Origin of the sequence: Mesorhizobium sp. YC-39, assembly GCF_025753795.1 — a bacterium.
GTDB lineage: Bacteria > Pseudomonadota > Alphaproteobacteria > Rhizobiales > Rhizobiaceae > Mesorhizobium.
Map to the genome: position 1 here is coordinate 251165 of NZ_JAOWPS010000003.1, position 25107 is coordinate 276271.

General features: G+C 61.1%; 23 protein-coding genes. 16 read left to right on the forward strand and 7 right to left on the reverse strand.

The window, feature by feature from the left end; translation table 11 throughout:
• Nucleotides 1-2 precede the first annotated feature (2 nt).
• From OHD62_RS17950 to OHD62_RS17975, 6 genes are all read left to right on the forward strand, one after another.
• Nucleotides 3-281: a DUF982 domain-containing protein gene (locus tag OHD62_RS17950; RefSeq protein WP_263784202.1), complete on the forward strand. Its 279-nt coding sequence runs from the start codon at nt 3-5 to the stop codon at nt 279-281.
• A gap of 30 nt (nt 282-311) precedes the next feature.
• Complete coding sequence (locus OHD62_RS17955) at nt 312-551, forward strand: hypothetical protein (RefSeq protein ID WP_263784203.1); 240 nt, start codon at nt 312-314, stop codon at nt 549-551.
• 283 nt (nt 552-834) lie between these two features.
• Entirely contained in the window at nt 835-1920 is a 1086-nt protein-coding gene (locus OHD62_RS17960; RefSeq protein WP_263784204.1) for an ABC transporter ATP-binding protein, read from the forward strand.
• A 36-nt stretch (nt 1921-1956) separates the two neighbouring features.
• On the forward strand, nt 1957-3282 hold the full coding sequence (locus OHD62_RS17965; protein WP_263784205.1) for an ABC transporter substrate-binding protein: 1326 nt from the start codon (nt 1957-1959) through the stop codon (nt 3280-3282).
• 242 nt (nt 3283-3524) lie between these two features.
• Nucleotides 3525-4424, forward strand: a complete 900-nt coding sequence (locus OHD62_RS17970) for a carbohydrate ABC transporter permease (protein ID WP_412177400.1) — start codon at nt 3525-3527, stop codon at nt 4422-4424.
• A 1-nt stretch (nt 4425) separates the two neighbouring features.
• The gene (locus OHD62_RS17975) at nt 4426-5319 is read left to right on the forward strand and encodes a carbohydrate ABC transporter permease (protein ID WP_263784207.1); all 894 of its coding nucleotides are present in this window, start codon (nt 4426-4428) and stop codon (nt 5317-5319) included.
• A 102-nt stretch (nt 5320-5421) separates the two neighbouring features.
• On the opposite strand, the gene OHD62_RS17980 is transcribed toward OHD62_RS17975, so the two are convergent.
• A complete protein-coding gene (locus tag OHD62_RS17980; RefSeq protein WP_263784208.1) occupies nt 5422-5700 on the reverse strand; it encodes a hypothetical protein in 279 nt (92 codons plus the stop codon).
• A 299-nt stretch (nt 5701-5999) separates the two neighbouring features.
• Between OHD62_RS17980 and OHD62_RS17985 the strand changes: the two genes are divergently transcribed.
• Both OHD62_RS17985 and OHD62_RS17990 read left to right on the forward strand, forming a co-directional pair.
• Nucleotides 6000-6743, forward strand: a complete 744-nt coding sequence (locus OHD62_RS17985; RefSeq protein ID WP_263784209.1) for a competence/damage-inducible protein A — start codon at nt 6000-6002, stop codon at nt 6741-6743.
• An 81-nt stretch (nt 6744-6824) separates the two neighbouring features.
• On the forward strand, nt 6825-7658 hold the full coding sequence (locus OHD62_RS17990) for a universal stress protein (RefSeq protein ID WP_263784210.1): 834 nt from the start codon (nt 6825-6827) through the stop codon (nt 7656-7658).
• Nucleotides 7659-7668: 10 nt separating this feature from the next.
• Here OHD62_RS17990 and OHD62_RS17995 read toward each other — a convergent pair whose 3' ends face one another.
• Nucleotides 7669-8580: a LysR family transcriptional regulator gene (locus OHD62_RS17995; protein ID WP_263784211.1), complete on the reverse strand. Its 912-nt coding sequence runs from the start codon at nt 8578-8580 to the stop codon at nt 7669-7671.
• A gap of 168 nt (nt 8581-8748) precedes the next feature.
• Between OHD62_RS17995 and OHD62_RS18000 the strand changes: the two genes are divergently transcribed.
• The 5 genes from OHD62_RS18000 (at nt 8749) to OHD62_RS18020 (ending at nt 17224) form a co-directional block, all read left to right on the forward strand.
• Complete coding sequence (locus OHD62_RS18000) at nt 8749-10152, forward strand: pyridoxal phosphate-dependent decarboxylase family protein (RefSeq protein WP_263784212.1); 1404 nt, start codon at nt 8749-8751, stop codon at nt 10150-10152.
• A 104-nt stretch (nt 10153-10256) separates the two neighbouring features.
• Entirely contained in the window at nt 10257-10757 is a 501-nt protein-coding gene (gene gpt, locus OHD62_RS18005) for a xanthine phosphoribosyltransferase (protein ID WP_263784213.1), read from the forward strand.
• A 196-nt stretch (nt 10758-10953) separates the two neighbouring features.
• Complete coding sequence (locus OHD62_RS18010) at nt 10954-11442, forward strand: NUDIX hydrolase (RefSeq protein WP_263784214.1); 489 nt, start codon at nt 10954-10956, stop codon at nt 11440-11442.
• A gap of 625 nt (nt 11443-12067) precedes the next feature.
• Nucleotides 12068-15835: a vitamin B12-dependent ribonucleotide reductase gene (locus tag OHD62_RS18015; RefSeq protein WP_263784215.1), complete on the forward strand. Its 3768-nt coding sequence runs from the start codon at nt 12068-12070 to the stop codon at nt 15833-15835.
• Nucleotides 15836-15904: 69 nt separating this feature from the next.
• The gene (locus tag OHD62_RS18020) at nt 15905-17224 is read left to right on the forward strand and encodes an SIR2 family protein (protein WP_263784216.1); all 1320 of its coding nucleotides are present in this window, start codon (nt 15905-15907) and stop codon (nt 17222-17224) included.
• Nucleotides 17225-17369: 145 nt separating this feature from the next.
• Here the strand turns inward: OHD62_RS18020 and OHD62_RS18025 are convergent, their stop codons facing one another.
• The 3 genes from OHD62_RS18025 to OHD62_RS18035 form a co-directional block, all read right to left on the reverse strand.
• Nucleotides 17370-18431 carry a glycoside hydrolase family 25 protein gene (locus OHD62_RS18025; RefSeq protein ID WP_263784217.1) on the reverse strand — a complete coding sequence of 354 codons (1062 nt, stop codon included), beginning with the start codon at nt 18429-18431 and terminating at the stop codon, nt 17370-17372.
• Nucleotides 18432-18600: 169 nt separating this feature from the next.
• Complete coding sequence (locus OHD62_RS18030) at nt 18601-18813, reverse strand: hypothetical protein (RefSeq protein ID WP_263784218.1); 213 nt, start codon at nt 18811-18813, stop codon at nt 18601-18603.
• A gap of 109 nt (nt 18814-18922) precedes the next feature.
• Nucleotides 18923-19321: a GFA family protein gene (locus tag OHD62_RS18035; protein WP_263784220.1), complete on the reverse strand. Its 399-nt coding sequence runs from the start codon at nt 19319-19321 to the stop codon at nt 18923-18925.
• A 187-nt stretch (nt 19322-19508) separates the two neighbouring features.
• Between OHD62_RS18035 and OHD62_RS18040 the strand changes: the two genes are divergently transcribed.
• Nucleotides 19509-20543 (forward strand): isopenicillin N synthase family dioxygenase, encoded by a 1035-nt coding sequence (locus tag OHD62_RS18040; protein WP_263784221.1) that lies wholly within the window; start codon nt 19509-19511, stop codon nt 20541-20543.
• A gap of 51 nt (nt 20544-20594) precedes the next feature.
• Here the strand turns inward: OHD62_RS18040 and OHD62_RS18045 are convergent, their stop codons facing one another.
• Both OHD62_RS18045 and OHD62_RS18050 read right to left on the reverse strand, forming a co-directional pair.
• Nucleotides 20595-21545, reverse strand: coding sequence for an alpha/beta fold hydrolase (locus tag OHD62_RS18045; RefSeq protein WP_263784223.1), 951 nt, complete (start codon nt 21543-21545; stop codon nt 20595-20597).
• Between the two features lie 130 nt (nt 21546-21675).
• A complete protein-coding gene (locus OHD62_RS18050) occupies nt 21676-21924 on the reverse strand; it encodes a ParB N-terminal domain-containing protein (RefSeq protein WP_127320334.1) in 249 nt (82 codons plus the stop codon).
• Nucleotides 21925-22079: 155 nt separating this feature from the next.
• On the opposite strand from OHD62_RS18050, the gene OHD62_RS18055 reads away from it, so the two are divergent.
• Complete coding sequence (locus tag OHD62_RS18055; protein WP_263784231.1) at nt 22080-23720, forward strand: N,N-dimethylformamidase beta subunit family domain-containing protein; 1641 nt, start codon at nt 22080-22082, stop codon at nt 23718-23720.
• A gap of 1 nt (nt 23721) precedes the next feature.
• Nucleotides 23722-25101 carry an aspartate aminotransferase family protein gene (locus tag OHD62_RS18060; protein ID WP_263784232.1) on the forward strand — a complete coding sequence of 460 codons (1380 nt, stop codon included), beginning with the start codon at nt 23722-23724 and terminating at the stop codon, nt 25099-25101.
• The last annotated feature ends 6 nt before the right edge of the window (nt 25102-25107 follow it).

A 25107-nucleotide genomic window follows, 5' to 3' on the forward strand; every position in this document is an offset into this window, starting at 1 on the left:
CGATGGTGGACAACAAACCGTTTGAAAAGCCTGTCGTGGTCGAACTTGGCCATGTCGGCAAATATCGCGAGATCCGCAGCACCCAGGAGGCGGCCGAGTGCCTGATGACGACCTGGCCGCTCAATCGCGGCCCTCGGCATCGTGATGCCCTCGACACTTGCCTCAAAGTGCTGGAAGGTTATCGTTCGACCGCAGACGCGCGTCGGGCACTGATCGAAGCGGCGAAGGAATCGGATGTACTGGTTCCCGACGAGAGATTGCCCGACGGAAGGCTGCATTGAGCAGATGAGGCTTTTCAACCGGAGGACTTCATGGCCAAGCTGACTTACAAGATCGTCGAGCATGATGGGGGCTGGGCCTACAAGGTCGGCTCGACATTCTCTGAGACGTTCCCCAATCACCAGGACGCGCTGCGCGCCGCCGAGATCGCCTCGGCCGAGCAGCAGGTCGCCGGCACCACGGACGGTATCCAGTACGAGGACGCCGAAGGCAAATGGCACGACGAACTGGCAGACGGCCGTGACCGGCCGCAAACGGAAGTTTCCGACTAAAGCGCGTCGCGTGCAATCGGATACATGCGACACGCTTTAGGTTGTTTGTTTTATGCATGTCGTTATCGCAAAACCGCTGCACACTTTTTGCGCGACATGCATTAGACGGTGCCGTCCACGACCAGGAACGACGAAGAAAGGCGCGTGCCGCCGCTGCTTTACAGGCCGGCTTGGTAGCGCTACCGTCGTCATTGTCGCGTGACCAGGGAGGAGTTTGGGATCGCGGGCCTGACAGGAGCGGTTTCCTTCGAAGACGTCGCAGGAAGCATTCGGGAGGAAATCGATGGCGTCTGTCGCAATTGGCGATGTCTACAAATCATTTGGGACCGTCGAGATTCTGCACGGCGTCAGCGTGGATATAGACGACGGCGAGTTCGTCACGCTGGTCGGGCCGTCGGGTTGTGGAAAATCGACCCTTCTCAGGATGATCGCCGGCCTGGAAAAGATTTCGCGCGGCCAGATCGCGATTGGCGAGCGTATCGTCAACAACGTTGCGCCAAAGGAACGCGACGTCGCCATGGTCTTCCAGAACTACGCGCTCTACCCGCATATGACGGTCGCCGAGAACATGGCGTTCTCGCTGATGCTCAAGGGTGTTGCGAAAGCGGAGAGCGATGCCGGCGTCCGGCGCGCTGCCGAAATCCTGGGGCTGGTGCCGCTGCTGGAACGCTATCCGCGCCAGCTTTCGGGCGGTCAGCGCCAGCGTGTCGCCATGGGCCGGGCGATCGTGCGCGATCCCGCGGTTTTCCTGTTCGACGAACCCCTCAGCAATCTCGACGCCAAGTTGAGGGTGCAGATGCGCGCCGAGATAAAAGAACTGCACCAGCGCCTCAAGACCACGACGGTCTATGTCACCCACGACCAGATCGAGGCCATGACCATGGCCGACAAGATCGTCGTCATGCACGACGGCCTCGTCGAGCAGATCGGGCCGCCGCTGGAGCTCTATGACAGGCCGGATAATCTCTTCGTCGCCAGTTTCATCGGCTCTCCCGCCATGAACATGCTCAGGGGCGAAGTCACAACCGATGGTGGCGCACCGTCGTTTCGCGGCTCCGGTGGGGTTTCAGTCCCGTTGGCCACAGCACTTTCCATCAACAGTGGCGAGCCGGTAGTGCTGGGAATACGGCCCGAGCATTTACGATTGTCCGACCAAGGGATTCCGGTCACCGTCGTGGTGGTCGAGCCAAGCGGATCGGAAGTGCAGGTCATCGGCCGGACAGCCGGCGGCGAAGAGATCGTCGCGAATTTCCGGGAACGTCATTCCTTCACGCCGGGCGAGACCATACGGCTCACGGCCGAGCCCGGCCTCATCCATCTCTTCCACAGCGAAACCGGAAAGCGATTCAAGACGCACAGCGAACAGTAAGAACCATACGGCAACGAATAACAGGAGGAAACGAGCATGAAATTCACCAGACGCGACGTGATCCGCACGACCGCCGGCGTCGCCGCGGGAGCCTTGGGAAGCCGGTTCGTCGGCTCTTCCGCCTTTGCCCAGGAGGGATTGAAATACAAGCCCGAGGACGGCGCGAAGCTCAGGCTGCTGCGCTGGTCGCCCTTCGTGCAGGGCGATGAGGACCAATGGCTGGCCAACACCAAGCGATTCACCGAAGCGACAGGTGTCGAAGTCCGCGTCGACAAGGAAAGCTGGGAAGACATTCGCCCCAAGGCGGCGGTCGCCGCCAATGTCGGTTCCGGTCCGGATCTCATGTTCGTCTGGTTCGACGACCCGCATCAGTATCCCGACAAGCTGCACGACGTCACGGAACTGGGCGAGTATCTCGGCACGAAATATGGCGGCTGGTATGACGGACCAAAGCAATATGCGACCCGGGAAGGCAAATTCCTCGGCCTGCCTTTGGCCACCATCGGCAATGCCATCGTCTATCGGGAAAGCTGGGTGAAGGAGGCCGGCTTCTCGGAGTTTCCGAAGGATACAGCCGGCTTCCTCGAACTTTGCAAGGCACTGCAGGCGAAGGGGCATCCGGCCGGCTTCACGCACGGCCATGGCGTCGGCGACGGCAACAACTATGCTCACTGGCTGCTTTGGAGCCACGGTGGCCAGATGGTCGACGAGAGCGGCAAGGTGACGATCAACAGCCCGGAGACGGCGAAGGCGATCGAATATGCGCAGGAGCTCTACAATACCTTCATTCCCGGGACTGAGAGCTGGCTCGACGTGAACAACAACCGCGCCTTCCTGGCAGGCGAACTCAGCGTGATCGCCAACGGCATTTCCGCCTACAACACGGCCAAGATCAACAAGGACAAAGATCCGAAACTGACTGAGATCGCCAAGGACATACGCACCACCAACCTGCCGATCGGTCCTGTCGGGAAGTCCGTCGAGCTGTTCCAGGTGACCACGGCCGTGATCTTCGACTACACACCCTACCCCAACGCGGCGAAGGCCTACCTGCAGTTCATGTTCGAGGATCCGCAAATGGCGGACTGGATCACCTCCTCGGCGGGCTACTGCTGCCAGACCCTGAAGGCCTTCGCCAACAATCCGGTATGGACGGCCGACCCGAACAATGCCGCTTACGCGAAGGCCTCGGAGACACTGCGTCCCAACGGTTATGCGGGGCCGCTCGGTTACGCATCGGCGGCGACCATGGCCGACTATGTGCTGGTGGACATGTTCGCGAAGGCCGTGACAGGTCAGGCAACGCCGCAGGAGGCAATGGAAGAGGCGGAAAAGCGTGCCAACCGCTACTACCGCGTTTGAGCACAGCCGGATCGGGTAGCCGCGACCGCGGCGCGCCCGGTCCAATTCCTGAAATCGCTTGCCGGCCGCTCGGGCCGCTCAACGAGACCTCCTGGAGCGGTTCAGCTTAACAGAATCGCTGCCCCGCTCTAAGTATTTGTTTTTACGCAATTCCAGGAAAACCGCTATGCACTTTTCCTGGAATTGCTCTGAGGAGCTGTCCCATGGCCGTGCCGTCCGTTGCCGTCCAGTCGCGCCCGTCGATGCTGTCGCGCCTGTCTGAAAGCCGCAATGCGCTCGGCCTCGGCTTCATGCTGCCGGCGGCAGCGCTGCTGCTGGTTTTCCTGACCTATCCGCTTGGACTTGGCGTCTGGCTTGGCTTTACCGATGCCCGCATCGGCCGCCCCGGGATTTTCATCGGCATCGAGAACTACGAGTATTTGTGGAGTGACGCCGTCTTCTGGCTCTCCGTCTTCAACACCTTGCTCTACACGATCAGCGCCTCGATCCTGAAGTTCGTCCTCGGTCTCTGGCTGGCGCTCATCCTCAACCAAAACCTGCCGTTCAAATCGTTCTTCCGCGCGATCGTCCTGCTGCCGTGGGTGGTGCCGACCGTGCTTTCGGCCATCGCCTTCTGGTGGATCTACGATTCGCAGTTCTCCATTCTGTCCTGGGCACTTATGGAAATGGGCCTGATCGAACACCGCATCAATTTTCTCGGCGACCCCGAGAACGCGCGTGCCTCAGTCATCGCCGCCAATGTCTGGCGCGGCATTCCTTTCGTCGCCATCACGCTGCTTGCCGGCCTGCAGACGATCCCCCAGTCGCTCTACGAGGCTGCCACGCTCGACGGCGCCAGCCGCTGGCAGTTGTTCCGCTATGTGACGCTGCCGCTGCTGACGCCGATCATCGCCATCACCATGACGTTTTCGGTGCTGTTCACCTTCACCGATTTCCAGCTGATCTATGTGCTGACGCGTGGCGGGCCGGTGAACGCGACGCATCTGATGGCGACACTGTCATTCCAGCGCGGCATTTCCGGCGGCCAGCTTGGCGAGGGCGCGGCAATCGCGGTCGCGATGATCCCGTTCCTGCTGGCGGCGATCCTGTTCAGCTATTTCGGCTTGCAGCGCCGTAAATGGCAGCAAGGTGGCGGAGACTGACATGGCCGCGATCACAAAAACGAAACGTCAGGAACTCGACGAAGGCGGCATGGGCTACCTTCAGAGCCTGCCGCGCCGCGTGGTGACGGTCTATCTGCCGTTGCTCGTCTTCGTCATCGTGCTGTTGTTCCCGTTTTACTGGATGACGATCACGGCGGTTAAGCCCAATCTCGAAATGACCGACTATGCCAATTTCAACCCGTTCTGGGTCGTGCATCCGACATTGGAGCACATTCGCTATCTTCTCTTCGAGACATCCTATCCTGGCTGGCTGCTCAACACGATCATCATCTCGACCGCCGCCACTTTCCTGTCGCTGCTGGCGTCGGTCTTTGCGGCCTATGCGATCGAACGGCTGCGGTTCTCCGGATCGCGGCAGGTCGGCCTCGCGATTTTCCTCGCCTATCTCGTGCCGCCGTCGATCCTGTTCATTCCGCTGTCGGTGATGGTGTTCAACCTTGGGCTCTACGACACGCCCTTCGCGCTGATCCTCACCTATCCGACCTTCCTCGTCCCGTTCTGTACGTGGCTGTTGATGGGTTACTTCCGTTCCATCCCGTTCGAGTTGGAAGAATGCGCGCTGATAGACGGGGCGAGCCGGTGGCAGATCCTCAGCAAGATCGTGCTGCCGCTGTCGGTGCCCGGCCTGATTTCCGCCGGCATATTCGCATTCACCCTGTCATGGAACGAGTTCATCTATGCCTTGACGTTCATCCAGTCGTCCGAAAACAAGACGGTGCCGGTCGGGGTGCTCACGGAGCTCGTCCGCTCCGACGTCTATGAATGGGGTGCGCTGATGGCGGGGGCGCTGATCGGCTCGCTGCCGGTGGTGGTTCTCTACTCGTTCTTTGTCGAGCACTACGTGTCCTCGATGACCGGCGCGGTGAAGGAATAGTGCGCTGTCGCGGGTCACGTTGCCTCCCAGCCCTAAGGTATTTCCCGGCCGCCGCGGATGCCGATTGAACGGCATCCGCCGGCCGGTCCGGTCGTGGACTGATTACTTGCCGCAATATTGATCGTTGACGTTCAGGCCGGCATTGGCGTCGGGTCCTGGCGTATTCGAGGCGCAAGGCCCGACCGGCCCGGGATTGCCGCGGCTGTTGAGCCCTGACGCGTCGCCATTGATGCTGCCGGTGGTGCTGGGATCAACGGTCATCATCTGTTCGTTGCTGGAGACCGGGCGATGGCGGATGTGGTGGGCGCCAGACGATTGCGCCATTGCCGATGCGGCAAGGCCAAGCGTGAGGACCGAAGCTGCGAGAATTTTCGTAAGCATAAAGATTACTCCATGGAGTTCAGATATCGGGGGATTCCAGATATCGCCGACTTGGTTCGACGAAGGAGAACCCATTGGCGGGTTTTGGGTTCGATGAAAAAATCGTGAAGGCGCGCCGGTTTCGACACCTTTTTGTGAGCGATGCGTGAAGGCGCCGCTGATGCTTGGCAGCAGGCAATGCGTGCTCGCTCGGTCGTTTGGTGGCATTGCGGACGGCCGGTCGCCGCGCTATCTCAGGCGACCCTGTCTGCCCAAGGCGACCGTATCTGCCTAAGGCAAGCCGTTTGCCGGAGCCTCTCATGCCTGAAATCGTCACTGCCGCCATGCTCGTCATCGGCGACGAGATTCTGTCTGGCCGCACCAAGGACAGGAATATCGGCCACCTCGCCGACATCATGACGGCGGTCGGTGTCGACCTGAAGGAAGTGCGCATCGTACCCGACGAGGAAGACGAGATCATCGCCGCGGTGAATGCCGTGCGTGTCCGCTACACCTATGTCTTCACGACCGGCGGCATCGGCCCCACACATGACGACATCACGGCGGATTCGATTGCCAAGGCCTTCGGCGTGCCATGCGAATACGACGCCAAGGCCTATGCCATGCTGGAAGCGAGCTATGCCGCGCGCGGCATCGAATACACAGAGGCGCGCAGGCGCATGGCGCGCATGCCGCGCGGCGCCGACCATATCGACAATCCTGTCTCCATAGCGCCGGGGTTTCGCATCGGCAATGTCCATGTCATGGCCGGCGTGCCGGCGATTTTCCAGGCGATGCTCGACAATGTAGTTCCGACGCTGAAGGCCGGCACGAAAATGCTGTCCGCCACCGTGCATTGTCCGTTCGGCGAAGGCCTGATCGGCGGACCGCTGGCCGATATCCAGAAGGCTCATCCGGATACGATCATCGGCTCCTATCCAAAATATGGTGACGGCAAGTTCTGGACGGAACTGGTCGTTCGCGCCCGCAGCCAGGAGGCCTTGGACACTGCCCGCGCCGATGTCGAGGCAATGGTCGCAGGCTTTGCCAGCACCGCCACGTGAGCTAGTCCAGCTCGGAACCAAGCATAGTGCTATAACGTTTCCCGCAGGCGAGTTCCAATCGCCGTAAAATGAGGGATTACCATGCGATTCAAGACCATCGTCGCGATATTGCAGAACGAGCAGGATGCGGAACGCGTGCTCGACTGCGCCATTCCGCTCTCAGCCAAGTTCCAGAGCCATCTTATCGGCATTCATGCCGAAGCGCTTCCCGTCCCCTACACATCGGCCACCGGCTTCCCCGATACGGAGTTCCTGCAGGTTTCAGCCGACATGAGCCGGGAGCGCGCCGACAAGCTGCAGGCGCTGTTCCTCAAACGCATCGAGGATTCCGGCCTGTCGTTCGAATGGCGCAGTCTCGAAAGTTTTTCAGGCGACAGTGCGCTGACCGGGATTTCCAACGTACGGACCGCAGATCTGGTCATTGCCGCGCAACGCGAGTCGGGCGGCGATGCCAGCGCCGATGTCGATACGCTGGTCTACGACGCCGGACGGCCGGTGCTGGTCGTGCCGCATTCAGGCCCGCTCGTCACCAGCTTCAAGCATGTGCTTCTAGCCTGGAACGGCAGCAAGGAAGCCGCGCGCGCCGCCTTCGACGCCTTGCCCTTCATCATCGAAGCCGAGAAGACGGACATCGTCGTCATCGATCCGCCGGACACGCTTGACGAAAACCCGGAGGCCGCCGGTGCCGAAATCGCCGCCGCCCTGTCCAGGCACGGCGCTACCGTCAGCGTCTCGGTGCTGCAGTCGGGCGGCACCTCGGTCGATGACGTCATCCAGACCAGGATTGCCGAAACCGGGGCCGACCTGCTCGTTCTCGGCGCCTACAGCCACTCCTGGCTGCGCCAGCTTCTGTTCGGCGGCGTCACGCGCACGGTGCTGCGTTCAGTGCAGGTGGCCGCCTTCCTGTCGCGGTAGGATGCGTCGGTCAAGAACTCTGGCGCGCTGCGAAGTACGCCCCGATATGATCGATGACGGCGGAAGTCAGGTCGTGGGCCGCGTGAGGGCTGCGCCGCAGCGCCACGTCATAGTAACCAACCGACGGAAGGCCTTGATCGGGCCCAAATGGCGTCAGTTCGCCCGACAAGGCTGCAATCGGCAACGGCGCAACTGCCAGCCCCGCCACCACCAGCGCGAGCTGGCCTGCAAGATTCTCACTTGTACAAACGATGTGATAAGAGATGCCAGCTGCGTCGAGCGCATCGATGGCTGACTTCCGCCAAATGCAACTCGCCGGACCTGCGGCGACCGCCAGCGGACGACGGAGATGGGCGGTTCCATGTGCAAGGCCTGCCCACACAAGCCGATCTCTATGGATGGCCGCGTCGGGCGATCCGGCTCGATCTGTCGCACCCGCTGTCACCAGTGCCACATCCAGTTCGCCCTCATCCAGCATCCGCGTCATCGCGCTGCTCGTGCGGCACGTCACGCTGATCTCCGCCAGAGGATAGGCCGCTGTATAGCTGGCGAGAACCGAGGGAAGGAAGGCAACGGCATATTCGTCCGTCATTCCCAACCGCACGGCGCGTCCGTGCGACAGGCGATTGAACCGCACTATCGCCTCTTCGGCTATTCCTAGTGCGCGCCGCGCATAGGTCAGAAGCGCTTCACCTGCTGGCGTCAACATTGTGGAGCGCCCTTGATGCGCAAAGATCGGCTGTCCGATTTGCGTTTCGAGCCGCTTCATCTGCATGCTTACAGCAGACGGCGTCCGATGCACTGTTCGGGCTGCACCAACGAAGCTGCCAGTGTCGACAACCGCCATCAGAGTCCGCAGGAGCGAATTGTCCAGCCCCAACAGAACACCCGAATCCGGCCGCAAGCGTGCGTGGTTCGACATGCGTGGCAAATCCCAATTCGCCAATTTCGCTGATGTCCAGTGTAAATCCTTTTCGTTTGTCGGAGCAATCAGCACTGGCCAAACTGGTAGAAACCAACTGCACAACCGGCATGGTGACCGGCTGCGTCCCGGCATGTGCAAATGCCACCGTTTTGAGGAACCCACTCAATGAACACGGCGCTCGATCTCGCCTATCATGCAGCACGAGCATGGATCGACGGACTGGATAAACGTTCGGTGGCGGCAACGGCCAGTCTGTTGGATCTCAAGCGGTCTTTTGCCGGCCCGTTGCCGCCCGAGGGCAGCGGTGCAGAGGAAGTGGTTCAAGCACTTGCCAGGGATGCCGGCCCAGGCATGCATGGCAGCGCAGGCGGACGCTTCTTTGCCTGGGTGATTGGCGGCGGCCTGGAATCCGCCCTGGCAGCCGACTGGCTCGTTGCCACCTGGGATCAGAACGCGACGGTGTACGCCTCCAGTCCCGCCTCCGCCGTGATCGAGGAAGCAGCCGGCGAATGGATCAAGGAACTGCTCGACCTGCCGCGCGGCGCCTCTTTCGCCTTCACCAGCGGTTGCCAGATGGCGCACATGACCAGCCTTGCGGCCGCACGCGCGGCGCTGCTCAAACGCGTCGGCTGGAATGTGGAAGAAGGGGGGCTGTTTGGTGCGCCCGGGATCAGGGTGCTGACGAGCGACCAGCGGCACGTCACCATAGATCGCGCGGTGCGCTTTCTGGGGATAGGCCGCAATGCCATTGAACAGATGAAAACGGACAGGGATGGGCGCATCTCTCCGGCGGTTCTCAAGGGCGCGCTTTCCGGCAATTCCAAACCGACCATGCTGGTGCTGAATGCCGCCGACTTGAACATCGGCGCCTGTGACGCGTTCAGGGAGTTGATCCCGATGGCGCATTCAGCCGGCGCCTGGGTTCACATCGACGGTGCCTTTGGCCTGTTCGCACGTGCCAGCCGAACGCACCGCCACCTGCTCGACGGCGTGGAACTGGCGGATAGCTGGGCGACCGACGGCCACAAATGGCTGAATGTTCCCTTCGATTGCGGCATCGCCATCATCGCGGACCGGGAGGCGCACCGCACTGCAATGACGTCGAGCGCATCCTATGTCGCGCCCACGACAATCGCGCGGGACCAGGCGGACTGGAACCCTGAATACTCTCGCCGGGCGCGTGGCGTGCCCGTCTATGCCGCGCTCAAGCAACTCGGCCGCAGCGGCATGGAGGCTTTGGTGGATCGCTGTTGCGCGCATTGCACCAGCATCGTCGAGGGCATCGGCGAACTGCCGGGCGCTGAGATCCTTGCAAGGCCAACACTCAATCAAGGCCTGCTCAGCTTCTCTCGGCCAGGCGCGTCGCCTGGAGAAAATGACGCTTTTACCGACGAAACGATTCAAAAAATCAATGCCACAGGCGAAGCCTTCTTTTCCGGCACGACATGGCGCAACCGCCGCGCCATGCGTGTCAGCGTGGTCAACTGGCGCACCAGCGAGCAGGATGTGCAGCGGGCGATCGCGGCAGCGACTTCCGTGCTGACGCCGGAAGTGGCCATACCGATCTGACTGAAGGTTCCGCTACTTGCCAAGACCAAGGCTTTCCAGTTAATTCCGCGCGCATTCCATTGTTTCTTGCGCGCGGCCCGCGCGCCTTGCGGAGTGCGCGAAAAATGTCCCTTCCCGAAAAGGCCTTCCCTGTCTCCTGGGATCAGTTCCACCGCGACGCCCGCGCCCTTGCCTGGCGGCTTGCCGGGGCCAACAAAGGCCAATGGAAGGCGATCGTCTGCATCACGCGCGGCGGACTGGTTCCGGCGGCCATCATCTCGCGCGAACTCGGCATTCGGGTCATCGAGACGGTCTGCGTCGCCTCTTATCACGACTACACCAGCCAAGGGCAGTTGCAGGTGCTGAAGGAGATCACTCCGGCGCTGCTCGCCGATGATGGCGTCGGCGTGCTGATCATCGACGACCTCACCGACACCGGCAAGACGGCCGGCATCGTGCGCGCCATGATGCCCAAGGCCCACTTCGCCACCGTCTACGCCAAGCCGAAAGGCAGGCCGCTGGTCGACACCTTTGTCACCGAGGTCAGCCAGGATACCTGGATCTATTTTCCCTGGGACATGGGCTTCACCTACCAGAAGCCTATCGCCGACGACCACGCCGGCTGATCCCCGCAATACTGCTTACCCAGTTGGACCGTATTTATGCGTCCAGGGCGGACGCACATCGCTCTTAATGTGTGAAATCGGTGCTTATTGTCGCATTTTAGTCAGTCTGTATGAAGTTTTTTACTCTTGCTGCTTATATTGGCTGTAGAATTCGTGAGGCGACAAATGATTCTGGAGGCTGGGGCAAGCTTCTCTGATGTTGACAAGGCCAACGACGCATAACCACCTGGCCACACGGGTCCGGCAGCTTTTTGGTACGGCACCGTGCCGCCTGCAGGTTGCGGCGTTGCCGTGGCGCGATACCGGACATGGCGTCGAGATCATGCTGATCACCAGCCGCGACACTGGCCGCTGGGTGTTGCCCAAGGGCTGGCCGGAGGCCAAGGAGCCGCTTTGCGAGGCCGCGGCGCGCGAGGCCGGCGAGGAAGCTGGACTGCGCGGCAAAGTCTCCCACATCGAGGCCGGGCGCTATTTCTATGCCAAGGCTTTGGCCTCCGGCGAGGAAGTGCCTTGCGAAGTCCTGGTGTTTCCGCTGCAGGTCGACAAGATCGCCGACCGGTGGAAGGAAAAACGCGCGCGCACCCGCAAATGGGTCACCTCCACGGAGGCCGTGCGCATGGTCAACGAGCCGGACCTTTGTGAGATCATCGCCGGTTTCTGCGCCGACCCGCGCAAATTCTCCTGAGCGGGACAGCGTCTCGCAGGCCGAAGCCGCAGCGCCCTTAAGAGGGCAAATCACAATCCTCGGTGGCCCTTTCTATCCCCGTTATCCACATGTGTGACACACAAGATGTTGGGGTCACAAAAGCTACGCAAACGAATCCTTGACGGCGCAAAACGAGTCGCCTTTTATAGGCCATGCGTTCCTGTTGAGAGCGCGACCGGAAAGTTCTGAGCCCGGTCTTTTTTCCCGGATTTTGTGCGTTTTGCCCGCATTTCCGCCCGTTTACGAGGCCGGCGGAAGCGTTGGGGTGGTGGGGCTTGGGGAGACGAAAGGGAGAATTGTCGGACTGGAATAAATTGTCTGTTAACACTATATTTAGTGTTTGCAGGTAGGTTCGACGCTAGATAGTGTGGACTTCCCCTCGATTGAGGGAGTCGAAAAAAGTTTCAGTTTTGAGGGACCCGCAGGGTTCGCCGGCGCGTTGGATCAGGGACTTCGCAAGGAGTTTGACCAGCAGAGCGGTGGAGGCTGTGAAGAAGGGGCCGGCCGTTTTCGAACGCCGGCAGACGGCGGACATGCGCGTTTCGCATTGGGGGCAGAAATCCCCGGGGAAAAGCGCTATATATAGACAAAAGGAAAAGGGCCAATGCGCATCGAGCGTCGTTTCACCAAGCAGGGTCAATCGGCTTACGCGGAGATCGAATTCCGCAAGGCGCTTTCGGAGATCAAGAATCCGGATGGCTCGGTGGTGTTTCGCTTGGACAATATCGATGTGCCGGCGCAGTTCAGCCAGGTTGCCGCCGACATCCTGGCGCAGAAATATTTCCGCAAGGCCGGCGTGCCCACGCGTCTGAAGAAGGTCGAGGAGAACGACGTCCCCTCCTTCCTGTGGCGCTCCGTCGCCGACGAGGCGGAAATGGCCAAGCTGCCGGAGGCCGAGCGCTATGGTTCCGAGATCGACGCCCGCCAGGTCTTCGACCGGCTTGCCGGCACCTGGACCTATTGGGGCTGGAAGGGCGGCTACTTCAAGTCGGAGGAAGACGCGCGGGCCTTCCGCGACGAACTCGCCTATATGCTGGCCACCCAGCGCGTGGCGCCAAACTCGCCGCAATGGTTCAACACCGGCCTGCACTGGGCCTATGGTATCGACGGCCCGAGCCAGGGCCACTTCTATGTCGACCCCTTCACCGGCAAGCTGACCAAGTCGAAGTCGTCCTACGAGCATCCGCAGCCGCATGCCTGCTTCATCCAGGGCGTGCAGGACGATCTCGTCAATGAAGGCGGCATCATGGACCTGTGGGTGCGCGAGGCGCGCCTGTTCAAATACGGCTCGGGCACCGGCTCCAACTTCTCGTTCCTGCGCGGCGAAGGCGAAAAACTGTCCGGCGGCGGCCGTTCGTCCGGTCTGATGAGCTTTCTCAAGATCGGCGACCGCGCCGCGGGCGCCATCAAGTCGGGCGGCACGACGCGCCGCGCGGCGAAGATGGTCATTGTCGACGTCGACCATCCCGATATCGAGGAATTCATCGACTGGAAGGTCAATGAGGAGCAGAAGGTAGCCTCGCTGGTCACCGGCTCCAAGATCGTCAAGAAGCATCTCGAAGCGATCATGAAGGCCTGCATCAACTGCGAAGGCCAGGACGACGATTGCTTCGACCCTGCGATCAACACCGCGCTGAAGCGTGAGATCAAGCTGGCCAAGAAGGACGCGGTGCCGGAGAACTACATCTACCGGGTCATCCAGTTCGCCAGGCAGGGCTACACTTCGATGTCGTTCAAGACCTACGACACCGACTGGGATTCCGATGCCTACCTGACCGTTTCGGGCCAGAACTCCAACAATTCGGTGTCGCTGAAGGACAATTTCCTGCGCGCCGTCGAACAGGACGCCGACTGGCATCTCACCGCCCGCAAGGATGGCAAGGTGCTGAAGACGCTGAAGGCCAGGGATCTCTGGGAAAAGATCGGCTACGCCGCCTGGGCTTCCGCCGACCCGGGCCTGCATTTCAACACGACGATGAACGACTGGCACACCTGCGCTTCGGCCGGTGCGATCCGGGCGTCCAACCCGTGCTCGGAATACATGTTCCTCGACGACACGGCCTGCAACCTCGCCTCGATCAACCTTCTCCCCTACCGCAATGCCGACGGCACGATCGACATATCAGCCTATGAGCATACGGTCAGGCTGTGGACCATCGTGCTGGAAATCTCTGTCATGATGGCGCAGTTCCCGTCGAAGGAGATCGCCAAGCTTTCCTACGAATACCGCACGCTCGGCCTCGGCTACGCCAATATTGGCGGCCTGCTGATGACCTCGGGCATTCCCTATGACTCGGACGAGGGCCGCGCCATCTGCGCCGCACTCACCGCCATCATGACCGGCACGGCCTATGCCACTTCGGCCGAGATGGCATCCGAACTCGGCGCCTTCCCCGACTATGACCGCAACGCGCAGAACATGCTGCGCGTCATGCGCAACCATCGCCGCGCTGCTTACGGAGACAGAGACGGCTACGAGAAGCTCGCCGTCAATCCGGTGCCGCTGGTCGCCTCCGACCTCAAGCAGCAAGCGCTTGCCGAGCATGCCAAGGCTGCCTGGGACCGCGCCATCGAGCTTGGCGAAGAGCATGGCTACCGCAATGCGCAGGCAACCGTGATCGCGCCGACCGGCACGATCGGCCTGGTCATGGATTGCGACACCACCGGCATCGAGCCCGATTTCGCGCTGGTGAAGTTCAAGAAGCTCGCCGGCGGCGGCTATTTCAAGATCATCAACCGCGCCGTACCGGAAGCGCTGCGCACGCTGGGCTATTCCGAGAGCCAGATCGCCGAGATCGAGGCCTATGCGGTTGGCCACGGCAACCTCAACCAGGCGCCCGGCATCAACCCCGGCTCGCTCAAGGCGAAGGGTTTCACCGACGACAAGATCGCGGCGCTCAACGCAGCCTTGAAGTCGGCCTTCGACATCAAGTTCGTCTTCAACCAGTGGACGCTGGGCGCCGACTGGGTGAAGGAAACGTTTGGCTTCACGGACGAGCAGCTCAACGATTTCTCGTTCGAGATCCTGCCGGCGCTGGGCTTCGCCAAGAAGGACATCGAGGCCGCCAACATCCATGTCTGCGGGGCGATGACGCTGGAAGGCGCGCCGTTCCTCAAGGCTGAACACCTGGCGGTGTTCGACTGCGCCAGCCCGTGCGGCAAGATCGGCAAGCGCTCGCTGTCGATCAACAGCCACATCATGATGATGGCGGCGGCGCAGCCCTTTATCTCTGGGGCCATCTCCAAGACCATCAACATGCCCAACGACGCGACGGTGGAAGACGCCAAGGGCGCCTACATGCTGTCGTGGAAACTGGCGCTGAAGGCCAACGCGCTCTATCGCGACGGCTCGAAGCTGTCGCAGCCGCTCAACGCCTCGCTGCTCGCCGACGGCGAGGAGGACGAGGACGACGCGGTTGAGCAGCTGATCGCCGCCCCGGCGGCACAGCGCGCCGTGCAGGTGACGGAGAAGATCGTCGAGCGCGTGGTGGAACGGCTCTACCGCGACCGCGAAAAACTGCCGAACCGCCGCAAGGGCTACACCCAGAAGGCGGTCGTCGGTGGCCACAAGGTCTATCTCAGGACCGGCGAATTCGATGACGGCCGTATCGGCGAGATCTTCATCGATATGCACAAGGAAGGTGCTGCCTTTCGCGCGATGATGAACAACTTCGCCATCGCCATTTCGCTTGGCCTGCAATATGGCGTGCCGCTCGACGAATATGTCGAGGCCTTCACCTTCACCAAGTTCGAGCCGGCCGGCATGGTGCAGGGCAACGACGCGATCAAGAACGCGACGTCGATCCTCGACTATGTGTTCCGCGAGCTTGCCGTGTCCTATCTCGGCCGTCACGACCTCGCCCATGTCGACCAGTCGGATTTCGACAAGACCGCACTTGGGCGTGGCATCACCGAAGGCAAGACGACGCCCTTCTCCAAGGGGCTCTACCGCGGCGCTTCGCCGGTGAAGCTGGTATCGGGCACCGAGCAGCCCAAGGGCTTTGCCTCAGGCGGCTCCGGAACCCCTGCCCGCGCGGCACCGACCGCCTTCTCCGGCTCCAACGTGCTGGCGCTGAAGCCGGCCAGCGACGAGGCCATCGCCTACAAGCGCGACTATGAGGAGCGGGCGAAGGAGCTGGTCGAGGACATCGTCTACGAGGAGCAGGCCGAAGAGGCTTCCGGGGAGCTGTTCACCGATGCCGCCGCACAGGAGGCGGCCGAGGCGAAGGCGCTTGCCGCGACCAGGCGTCAGCAATCGCTGATGCAGGGCTACACCGGCAACGAATGCTCGGAATGCCACAACTTCACCATGGTGCGGAACGGCACCTGCGAGAAGTGCGATACGTGTGGTTCGACGAGTGGGTGCAGCTGAGCTTTGATTATGTGATTAGCGAAGCCGAAACCCGCGCGCACTGGGCGGGTTTCTATATGGCAGGATGTGATGAGCAATTGCGAATGCTCTTTTTGCAAAAATGAAAAAGAGTTTGTGTTCCCTCGTGAGCTTCTAGATCGAATATCGGAGGGGAAAGTAGCGATATTTGCAGGCGCTGGAATTAGCACGGAAAACCGAGATCATTGTAGGGGTACATTCTACGATCAAATACAAGTTGAAATCGGCGCAAGTGGAGACCTGGATTTCCCGTCGTTGATGTCACTTTATTGTAGCCGACCAGACGGTAGAATTAAGCTTGTTCAAAAAATTCGAGACCGCCTAAATTATTTCAGCTCGTTTAGGGGATTTTATGTGCCAATGACGCGATTTCATCGCGCCATTCGCCCGCTATTTATGATCAAAGATGTGATCACAACAAACTGGGATGACTTCTTCGAGGCCGAAGCTGGATTAGAGCCATTTGTATATGATCAGGACTTGGCGCTTGTCGACAGCTCAAAGCGGCGAGTGATAAAAATACATGGCTCAATTACGAATTATGGATCAATAGTAGCCACCTCAGAAGACTATGCCCATTCTCTCAAAAAGCTAAGAAACGGTGCGATAGGAGCATACTTAAAAAACATAATAGCGTCTAAAACAATTATATACACTGGTTATTCTTTAAAAGACCCAAACTATTTGAAGCTGGTTCAATCGATGACGAAGATAATGGGACCGTTTGTCCGGTCATCATACTACGTGTCACCCTATATAGATCATGAGTATCTACGAAAAACCGGGCTGAACTTGATACCGGTGGAAACAGACGGCTCCTTCTTTTTAGAACAATTTCGCACCCACTACAATTCCCTAGCCGGTGCTGATAAAATCATTCCCGAAGCAGCGTTTGATACCTGCGCCGAATTTCTTATAGGCGTTAATTCGTACCATTCTTTTACTGCAGATAAATTCTTGGAGACGAAGAACAAACTTCTCATACTTGCGCTGTCTTACCAAGACGGCCTTCAAGACGCCCTCATGCGCATAAAGGACACGCGCGCTAGCGGTGAGTATTACAATTTCGACCACGTTCACGCTCTTATTCATGGCTATGAGAATAAGGTCAACGAATACGTGTCGGCAGATAATCTATGGGACGCCTGCTATTGTCGCGGATATCAGAATGGCTTGCTGTTTTTGCTTTCCAATGGTGATGCGGCACCTCCCATTGTTGATCTTATTTTCGACGAGACAATAGACTCGGCTCCTAAGGTATTGCGTTTTCCGCGGAAGAAGATTCCTAAAACGATTTTAGATGAAATCGATAAGTTATTTTCTAGAATCGGACAAGGCGATTTAATTCCAGAACATATGCCATACGTATAGGTCGGTATCTCGGCGCACTGCCTGAGTTACTGGATTTCATTTTCGATTTCCACATCATGCATGGATCCTAGGGCCTGAGTAACCGTCGCTTCGCTCCTGCTCCGCCTCTAGAATGGCGAACGTAGGTTTATGGTCCCTCCCATTCCTACTCCGCCTCGGCCACCATCTGCCGTCCACCCGCCCACGCTCGCCATGCCCTCTCATCGCCATGGAACACGTTGAGGTCGATGCGGCCTCTCACGCCGTGCGACAGGCCGGAGCCGGAATATTGCCAGAACAGCCATTTGCGGCCGGGATAGACCTTTGACGGGTGCTGCGCCACGGCGCGCAGCCAGAATGGGTAATCGGGGAAGGCGCCGCGCAGATTGTCGCGGTAGAAGTCGGGGGCGGTGTAGATGATGGGCCGCTGGCCGTAATGGCGCTCGAGCTTGTCCATGAACACCTGCATCTTCTCCAGCACCGTTGCGCGCGACGGCCGGCGCTTGCAGGAGGAGTCGCCGTTCCACTCGACGTCGATCACCGGCGGCAGCGCACCCTCGACCCTCGGCACGTTGCGGATGAACCAGTCGGCCTGCTCGCCTGCCGTGCGGCACCAGTAGAAAAAGTGATAGGCGCCGCGCTTCAGCCCGGCGGCATCGGCATTGCGCCAGTTCTTCATGAACAAGGGATCGAGATGATCGCCGCCATCGGTCGCCTTGATGTAGGCGAAGTTGGCACCCTGGGCGCGCAGCTTGTTCCAGTTGACGTTGCCCTGCCAGCGCGAGACGTCGACGCCATGGACGGCAAGATGCCGGGGCGAGGATCTGCCGAAATTGATCGGCTTGGCGTCGCGAAAGCCATAGCGCGTGACCGGAGAGGCAAGCATGGCGGGTGCCGCGCGTGACAGGCGCTTCGGCGGCGACATCAGCGCTGCCGGCTCGACCGGTGGGTCGACACTGTCGGGGAGGTCCGGCGCCGGGAACGCCACCGTTTCCTCCTCCGCCAGGCCAAAGGGCCGATCGCTCTCGGCAACCTCTTCGGATTTCATGGGCGCGAGGCCGGCGGTCGGCGCAACAGCCGGCGCGGAAGCGACGGGGGCGCTCGGCCGTGGCACCGAGCTCGTCGTCTCGTTGGACGGCATTTGCAGGGCATCGACGCCCGCCGTCGACGAACAGCCGGCGAGCCAAAGCGATGCGAGCGATAAAATGACGACGCCTGGTAACCGCATCTGGACCTGTACGCAAAACACAACAGACCGAGAGCAAGCACACGCCCCGGCAGTCCAGATTACTAACGAGAAATTACCAACAAAGTTTGAATCAAATTTTTACGACGTTTTGCCGTGGCGGGGCTGAGCGGGGGTGAAACGATATCGCAAAGCTGGAGCGACAAAAGTCTTACCGGCACAGCCACAGCTTCTGGCAGGTCCTGGCCACCATATGTGCCGGCGGCAACTGAGGCCCGATGGCAGGCGATTCCCCGGCCACCGGGCCGCGGACGCGTTCGAGCAATATGCGCACCTGTTCCGGTCGCACGCGATCACGCTCCATCACGAGCTGGACCATCGGGTCGCTCAAAAGCTCGTCCAGTGTGTTGATTCTGTCGTTCATCAATCGCCTCCTCGACTACCGGCCCGCAAGCGATAGATAAGCAGGCAATGATGGCCCGCCAATGACGCTTTGCCGGCTATGTCGTGGCTTCAGATGAAAAATTTGGCCTTCAGTTGGGCGGCGGCGCGCCTTCATATTGCGGCAAGCCGTCATCGAGCCGTACCCAGGGCTGCTTCGAGGCGGTCCACATATGCATCTGCGGCTTGAACACGGAGGGGTCATCGAGCGAGCCCGTCGTGATGCCGATGATGCCGGCGCTATCGCGGCGGGAAAACATCGTCGTGCCGCAGCTTGAACAGAAGCCGCGCTTGAGATCGGGCGAGGAATTCACTGTCGCCACCGGCCCGTCGATTGTCACGTGGTCAATGCGGAACAGCACGCGCGCGTTGAACGCCGCGCCAATCGCCTTCTGGCAGCGCTTGCAGTGGCAGACACGTTCATTGATCGGCGCGACTTCTGCGTGGTAGCGCACCGCGCCGCACAGGCACCCGCCCCGATATCTTGCCATCACCCCGATCCATCGCTTGGAAACTGGCGGCAAGGGTAGCGGCGGGAATGGCCCGGTCAATTGAAAAGCCCTGATGGCTCCATTTATCGCCGTGATGCAGCCGCGATCCGTTTGGCCCAACAACACGCGATTGACAGGACGCAGGCCATTGCGCCTGCTTGGCGAAGGGCAGATTGGGAGAGACGCCATGGCGCAGGACATCGAGACCATCGGGATTGCGGATCTGTTCGGACCGCCCTCGCCCGCCCGCAACCGTACCGACGCCAGGATCCTGGCCGCTGCCTCGGGCATCGGCTTTATGGCGATCAAGGGTTTTCCCGGCGATGCATGGCTGACGCCCGAAAAGCGGGCGCAGCTGCTGCGCATCTTCACCCTGCCCGACGCCGAGAAGCAGAAACTGCTGCGCTGGAATTTCGATCGCACCAAAAAGAATGTCTATCGCGGCTGGTTCCCGCTGCAGCCCACCGCCGTGTCTTACAAGGAAGGCATCGACATGGGGCCGGACCTGGCGCATGGGCAAGCCTCCAAAGGCGCCCAATCGGACGATCCGTTGCGCGAGCCGACGCCCCTGCCCGCCGAGGCGACATTGCCCGGCTGGCGCGAGGCCACCGCGAGCTATTACCGGGCAATGGAGACGGTGGGCAACGCGCTGATGCGCTCTATTGCGCGCGGGCTCGGCCTGCCGGAAACGATCTTCGACGCGGATTTTCAAGGCGGCATCTCGACGTTGCGTCTCATCCGCTATCCCTTGCGCGACGCAAGTGCCGGCATCGACACCAGCGGGCCGGAGTTCTCGGTGGTCCACAAGGGCGAGACGCGCAGCATCATCGGGCGCGAACATGCCGATTCCGGGTTCGTTACGCTGCTGGCGCAGGACGGCGTCGAGGGATTGCAGGCAAAGAACCTGTCGGGCGAATGGATCGACGTGCCGCCGGCAGACAACACACTGGCGGTCAATTTCGGCCAGCTTTTGGAGCGCTGGACCGGCGGCCGGGTCAGGGCGACCCGGCACCGGGTGATTGCGCCGAAAACGGCGCGTTACTCGATCCCGTTTTTCTACGAGCCACGCGTCGACGCCGAAATCGCGCCGCTGCCGCTCGCAGGTGCACAACCTTTCGAGCCGTTTCTCTATGGCGATTATCTCTGGGAGTCGGCGACGAATTTCGTCGAGATGGCAGGGATCAAGCATCTGAGAGAGCCGCGCCGCGCCAAGGCGTCATAGGCGTAAAAAACTGCCGGCCATCTCGAAGACGGCCGGCAGCAATTTTATACATTATTCGCTGACGACCTCGTCCCAGCTCTTCACCTTGGTCTCGCCGTTGAGGAAGGGCAGTGCGGCGGCGGTCAGTTCCGGGGCGAAGAAGACGTCATAGTGGGTACGGTTGGGCAGGATGGCCAGCCGGTTCTGCGACAGGTTCTCGCGCATCCAGCCTGCGTCCCTCATTCCGCCGCCGAGCATCTGATAGAATTTGATCTCGTGCTCGGGCCGGTACATGTCGCCGTCGCCATAGGCCAGCATCACCGGCATCTTCAGCTTGGCGACGTCGGCCGAATAATCATAGTCGTTGCGCATGAAGTTGCCGAGCGTGTCGAGCAGTTTTGGAAAATCCTGCGGGCGCGGCGCCACCGCCACATAGGATTTGTACATCGGCGTGTCCTTCATGAAATCGGCCGCCGCCGCGCTGACCTGCGCCTGCTGGCCGCGCATCTCGGCATAGAAACCGTCGGCGGCATAGCCGGTCGACACAAGAACCAGCCGACGCACCGCTTCGGGATGCTGGACGGCCATGCGGAAGGCGACGCCGCCGCCCAAAGAATAACCCATGACATCGACCTGGTCGTAACCGAGCGCCTTGACGATCGCGGCCATGTCGTCGCCTATCGCCTCAAGGGTGAATGGACGTTCGCCCAGCGCGGTGCGGCCATGCCCCTGCAGGTCGACAACGATAATAGTGCGGTTCTCGGCGAGCTTGGGCAGGATCGGCGCGAACATGTCCGACGTGCCGAGGCCACCATGCAAGAGAAGCAGCGGCTCGCCCTTGCCGTAGATGGCGTAATAATAGTCCAGGCCGTCGACCGGCAGCAGGCCGGACTTTTCCGGTTTCGGCATTGCGTTCGTCTCGGTGGTCATGGCGGGTTTTGTCTCCTCTGCGATGGTGGCGCCCGGCGCGGCCAGCAATGCGGCAGCCGAAGCGAGAATGGCGAAAAACATCGATCTGGACATGGCAGTCTCCTCGGTGACGGCGGTTCAGGGCCGCTTGCTTTCGGTTCCGTTTGAAAGACGGACGGGCAAGGCGCTGGCCGACACGGTTCGCGAAAAAATTTCATGGGGAGGATGGGACGACCGATCGCCCTTAGTGGCGCTTGGCCTGGACGAGATACGCGTCGATCTCGGTCTCGCCGAGCCACTTCGCCGCTTCCAGCCGGTGCAGCCCCTCTACCAAGACGTGGCGCTTGCCGTCATGGCGGACCTGGATCGGCGTTTTCATGCCGTTTTCCAGAATATCCTCGGCCAGATGCCGCACGGTCTCGGGATGCAGCGTCTTGCGGCGCGCCGTCGGCACATAGATGTCGTCGACTTTGACCTTTTGCACTCTGAGCATAACGACTCCCGCAGCAGACATTGCCGCTCCCCTCTGAGATAGTCGGTTTGGCGAGAGCGGCCAAGGGTGGCTGAGCAATCGCTGGCCCGATCGTTTCCATTTGACGCTTGGCCGGCCTATGGCCGAAATGGCGGCATGCCACTTCTACGGTGTCCATGATCCACCTGCCGACCGAATTTCCCGATTTCGGACTGACGCCGGAGCAGCGCCGGCAAGCGGTGCGCACTCATTATTACGAACGGCCGGGGATGGACGGCGAGCGCGGCGAGATCTGGTGCTACACAGACCGGTTTTCGTATCGTCCGGGCGAGACGGTGACGCTGTATGTCAGCGCGACCGCCGCCAGCTTCAACATGGTGATTGTTCGGGATGGCGGCGCCGAGACGAAAGTGTTCGAGCAGAAAGCCATCGCGGCGCGCTGGCAGGACACGCCCGACCAGTGTTCGGTCGAAGGTTGCGGCTGGGAAGCATCCTTCGAATTCCGCATCGGCGACGAGTGGCCGTCCGGCGCCTATCGGGTGACGCTTGAAGCCGACGGCCGTGACGGCCAGCCGATCCGCTGCCACCATCTTTTCATCGTTGCTCCGCAGCCTGGCCAAAAACCCGGCCGTGTGTTGCAGGTCGCGGCGACAGGCACATGGCTCGCCTACAACACCTGGGGCGGCTCCAACCATTATGAAGGCATCACCGGCCCGAACCGCGACCAGTATGCGACGGTGGTGTCGACGCAGCGGCCATGGTGCCGCGGCTTCGCCGTACTGCCCAAGGGCGCGCCGCGCGTGCCGCTGGAGGTTGCGGTGCCGCGCAAGACCGTGCCGCGCTATCCCCACATGGAATGGGCCTTCGCCACCGGCCACTCGAAGAAATACGCCTCCTCTGGCTGGGCGAGCTATGACAGCCACTTTTTTCGCTTTGCCGAGCGCTCAGGCTATGCGGTCGATGTCGCCAGCCAGCACGAATTGCATTTTGCGCCTGATATTCTCGATGGCTACGACTGCGTCGTCTTCGTTGGCCATGACGAATACTGGACTTGGGAAATGCGCGACGCGGTCGACGCCTATGTCGAGCGCGGCGGCCATGCGGCGCGCTTTGCCGGCAATTTCATGTGGCAGACCAGGCTCGAGGACGAGGGTCGCCGGCAAGTCTGCTACAAATACCGCGCCCGCGCCGAGGACCCGGCCTATCGCGGCGGCGACGTCACCCGCGCCACCAATTCCTGGGAAGCACCGGAGATCGGCCGGCCGGGTTCGGCGACCTTCGGGCTCAATGCGACCAGGGGTGTCTATGCCGGCTGGGGCGGCTGTGCACCGCGCGGCGTGCGCGGCTTTCCGGTCTACCGGCCGGAGCACTGGGCCTTCGCCGGCACCGGCATCTATTATGGCGACCTGCTCGGCGCCGACAGCCATGTCTATGGTTACGAGGTTGACGGGCTGGACTTCGAGATTCGCGGCGGCCTGCCTTATCCGACGGCCACGAGTGGCGCGCCGGACGGGCTGCAGGTGCTGGCGGTCGGCATGGCGAGCCAGGTCGAGGAAAGTGCCGATATCCCGATCGAGGACCAGTTTCTCGGTGACGAGGATGGCCGCTTCACCGCCGAGACGCTGTTCGGCGAGGCGAGCGACGCCAATCTCGACAAGGTCAAGCGCGGCAATGGCATGATCGTCAATTTCCCGCGCGGCAAAGGCGGGATCTTCCACGCCGGAAGCTGCGAATGGGTCGCCGGCCTGCTAAGGCAGGATGCGATGGTCGAACGCGTGACGAAAAATGTTCTCGACCGCTATCTCGGAAAGACCTGACATGCTCAAGTCCAAGTCCCCTGCCCCGGAAGCCGAAGCCCGGTCGCCATCGCATCTGTTCTATTTGTCCAGCCTGCGCCGGCCGCTGGTCGACCGCGCCGAGGGCATCTACATCTGGACGCAGGACGGCCGCCGCTTCATCGACGGCTCCAGCGGGCCGATGGTCGCCAATATCGGCCATTCCAACCGCAATGTGCTCGACGCCATGAAGCGGCAGATGGATCGCGCCACCTTCGCCTACCGGCTGCATTTCGAGAATGAGCCGGCCGAGGATCTGGCAAGAGAGCTGGCGAGAAAGCTGCCCGAAGGCATGGACCGGATCTTCTTCGTCTCCGGCGGCTCGGAGGCTACGGAATCCTGCATCAAGTTGGCGCGGCAGTGGGCGGTCGCAACCGGCCAACCCAAGCGCTGGAAGGTGATCACCCGCTTTCCGTCCTATCACGGCGGCACTTTAGGATCGCTCGCCATTACCGGTGACGACGCCCTGGCCGAAACTTTCACGCCGATGATGCGGGTGATGCCGACCGTGCCGGCGCCCACTGCCTGGCGCGACCGCGACAATCTCTCGATGGAACAGCGCGGCATCCGTTATGCCGACATGCTGGAGGAAAAAATCCTCTCCGAAGGGCCGGAAAGCGTGCTCGCTTTCATCATGGAGCCGGTCGGCGGTGCCGCGACCGCCGCCCTGGTGGCGCCCGACAGCTACTATCCGCGCATCCGCGAGATCTGCGACCGCTACGGCATCCTGCTCATCCATGACGAAGTGATGAGCGGCGCCGGCCGCACCGGCAAATTCCTCGGCGGCGACCACTGGAACTGCAAGCCCGACATCGTCGCGCTGTCGAAGGGGCTGGGTTCCGGCTATGCGCCGCTCGGTGCGCTGGCCGCACCGATGCGGCTGGTCGAGCCGCTGCTCGCCTCCGGCGGCTTCCAGCACGGCCACACCTATGCCGGCAATCCGCTGGCCTGCGCCGCCGGGCTTGCCGTGCTCGGTGAGATGGACCGCCTCAATCTGATCGCCAATGCGGCCGCCATGGGCGAGTTGCTGATCAGCGAGTTGAAGGGCCTGGCCAAGCGCTTCCCCTTCATCGCCGATGTGCGCGGCAAGGGCCTGCTTTTGGGCGCCGAAATGGTCGCCGATCCCGACACGCTTCGGCCGATCGCGCCGGCGAAGAAGGCGACCCAGCGGCTGCTCGACCTCGCCTATGAGCGCGGCCTGATCATCTATGGCAGGCGGGTCAAGGGCGGCGTCGACGGCGACAATTTCATGGTGGCGCCGCCGATGATCGTCAGCGCCGAGCAGATCGGTGAGATCGTTGCCATCATTGGCGACTCGCTGCAGGTGCTGGCAAGCGAGCTTGATTTGCCGGTCGACGGTTGAGTGCGG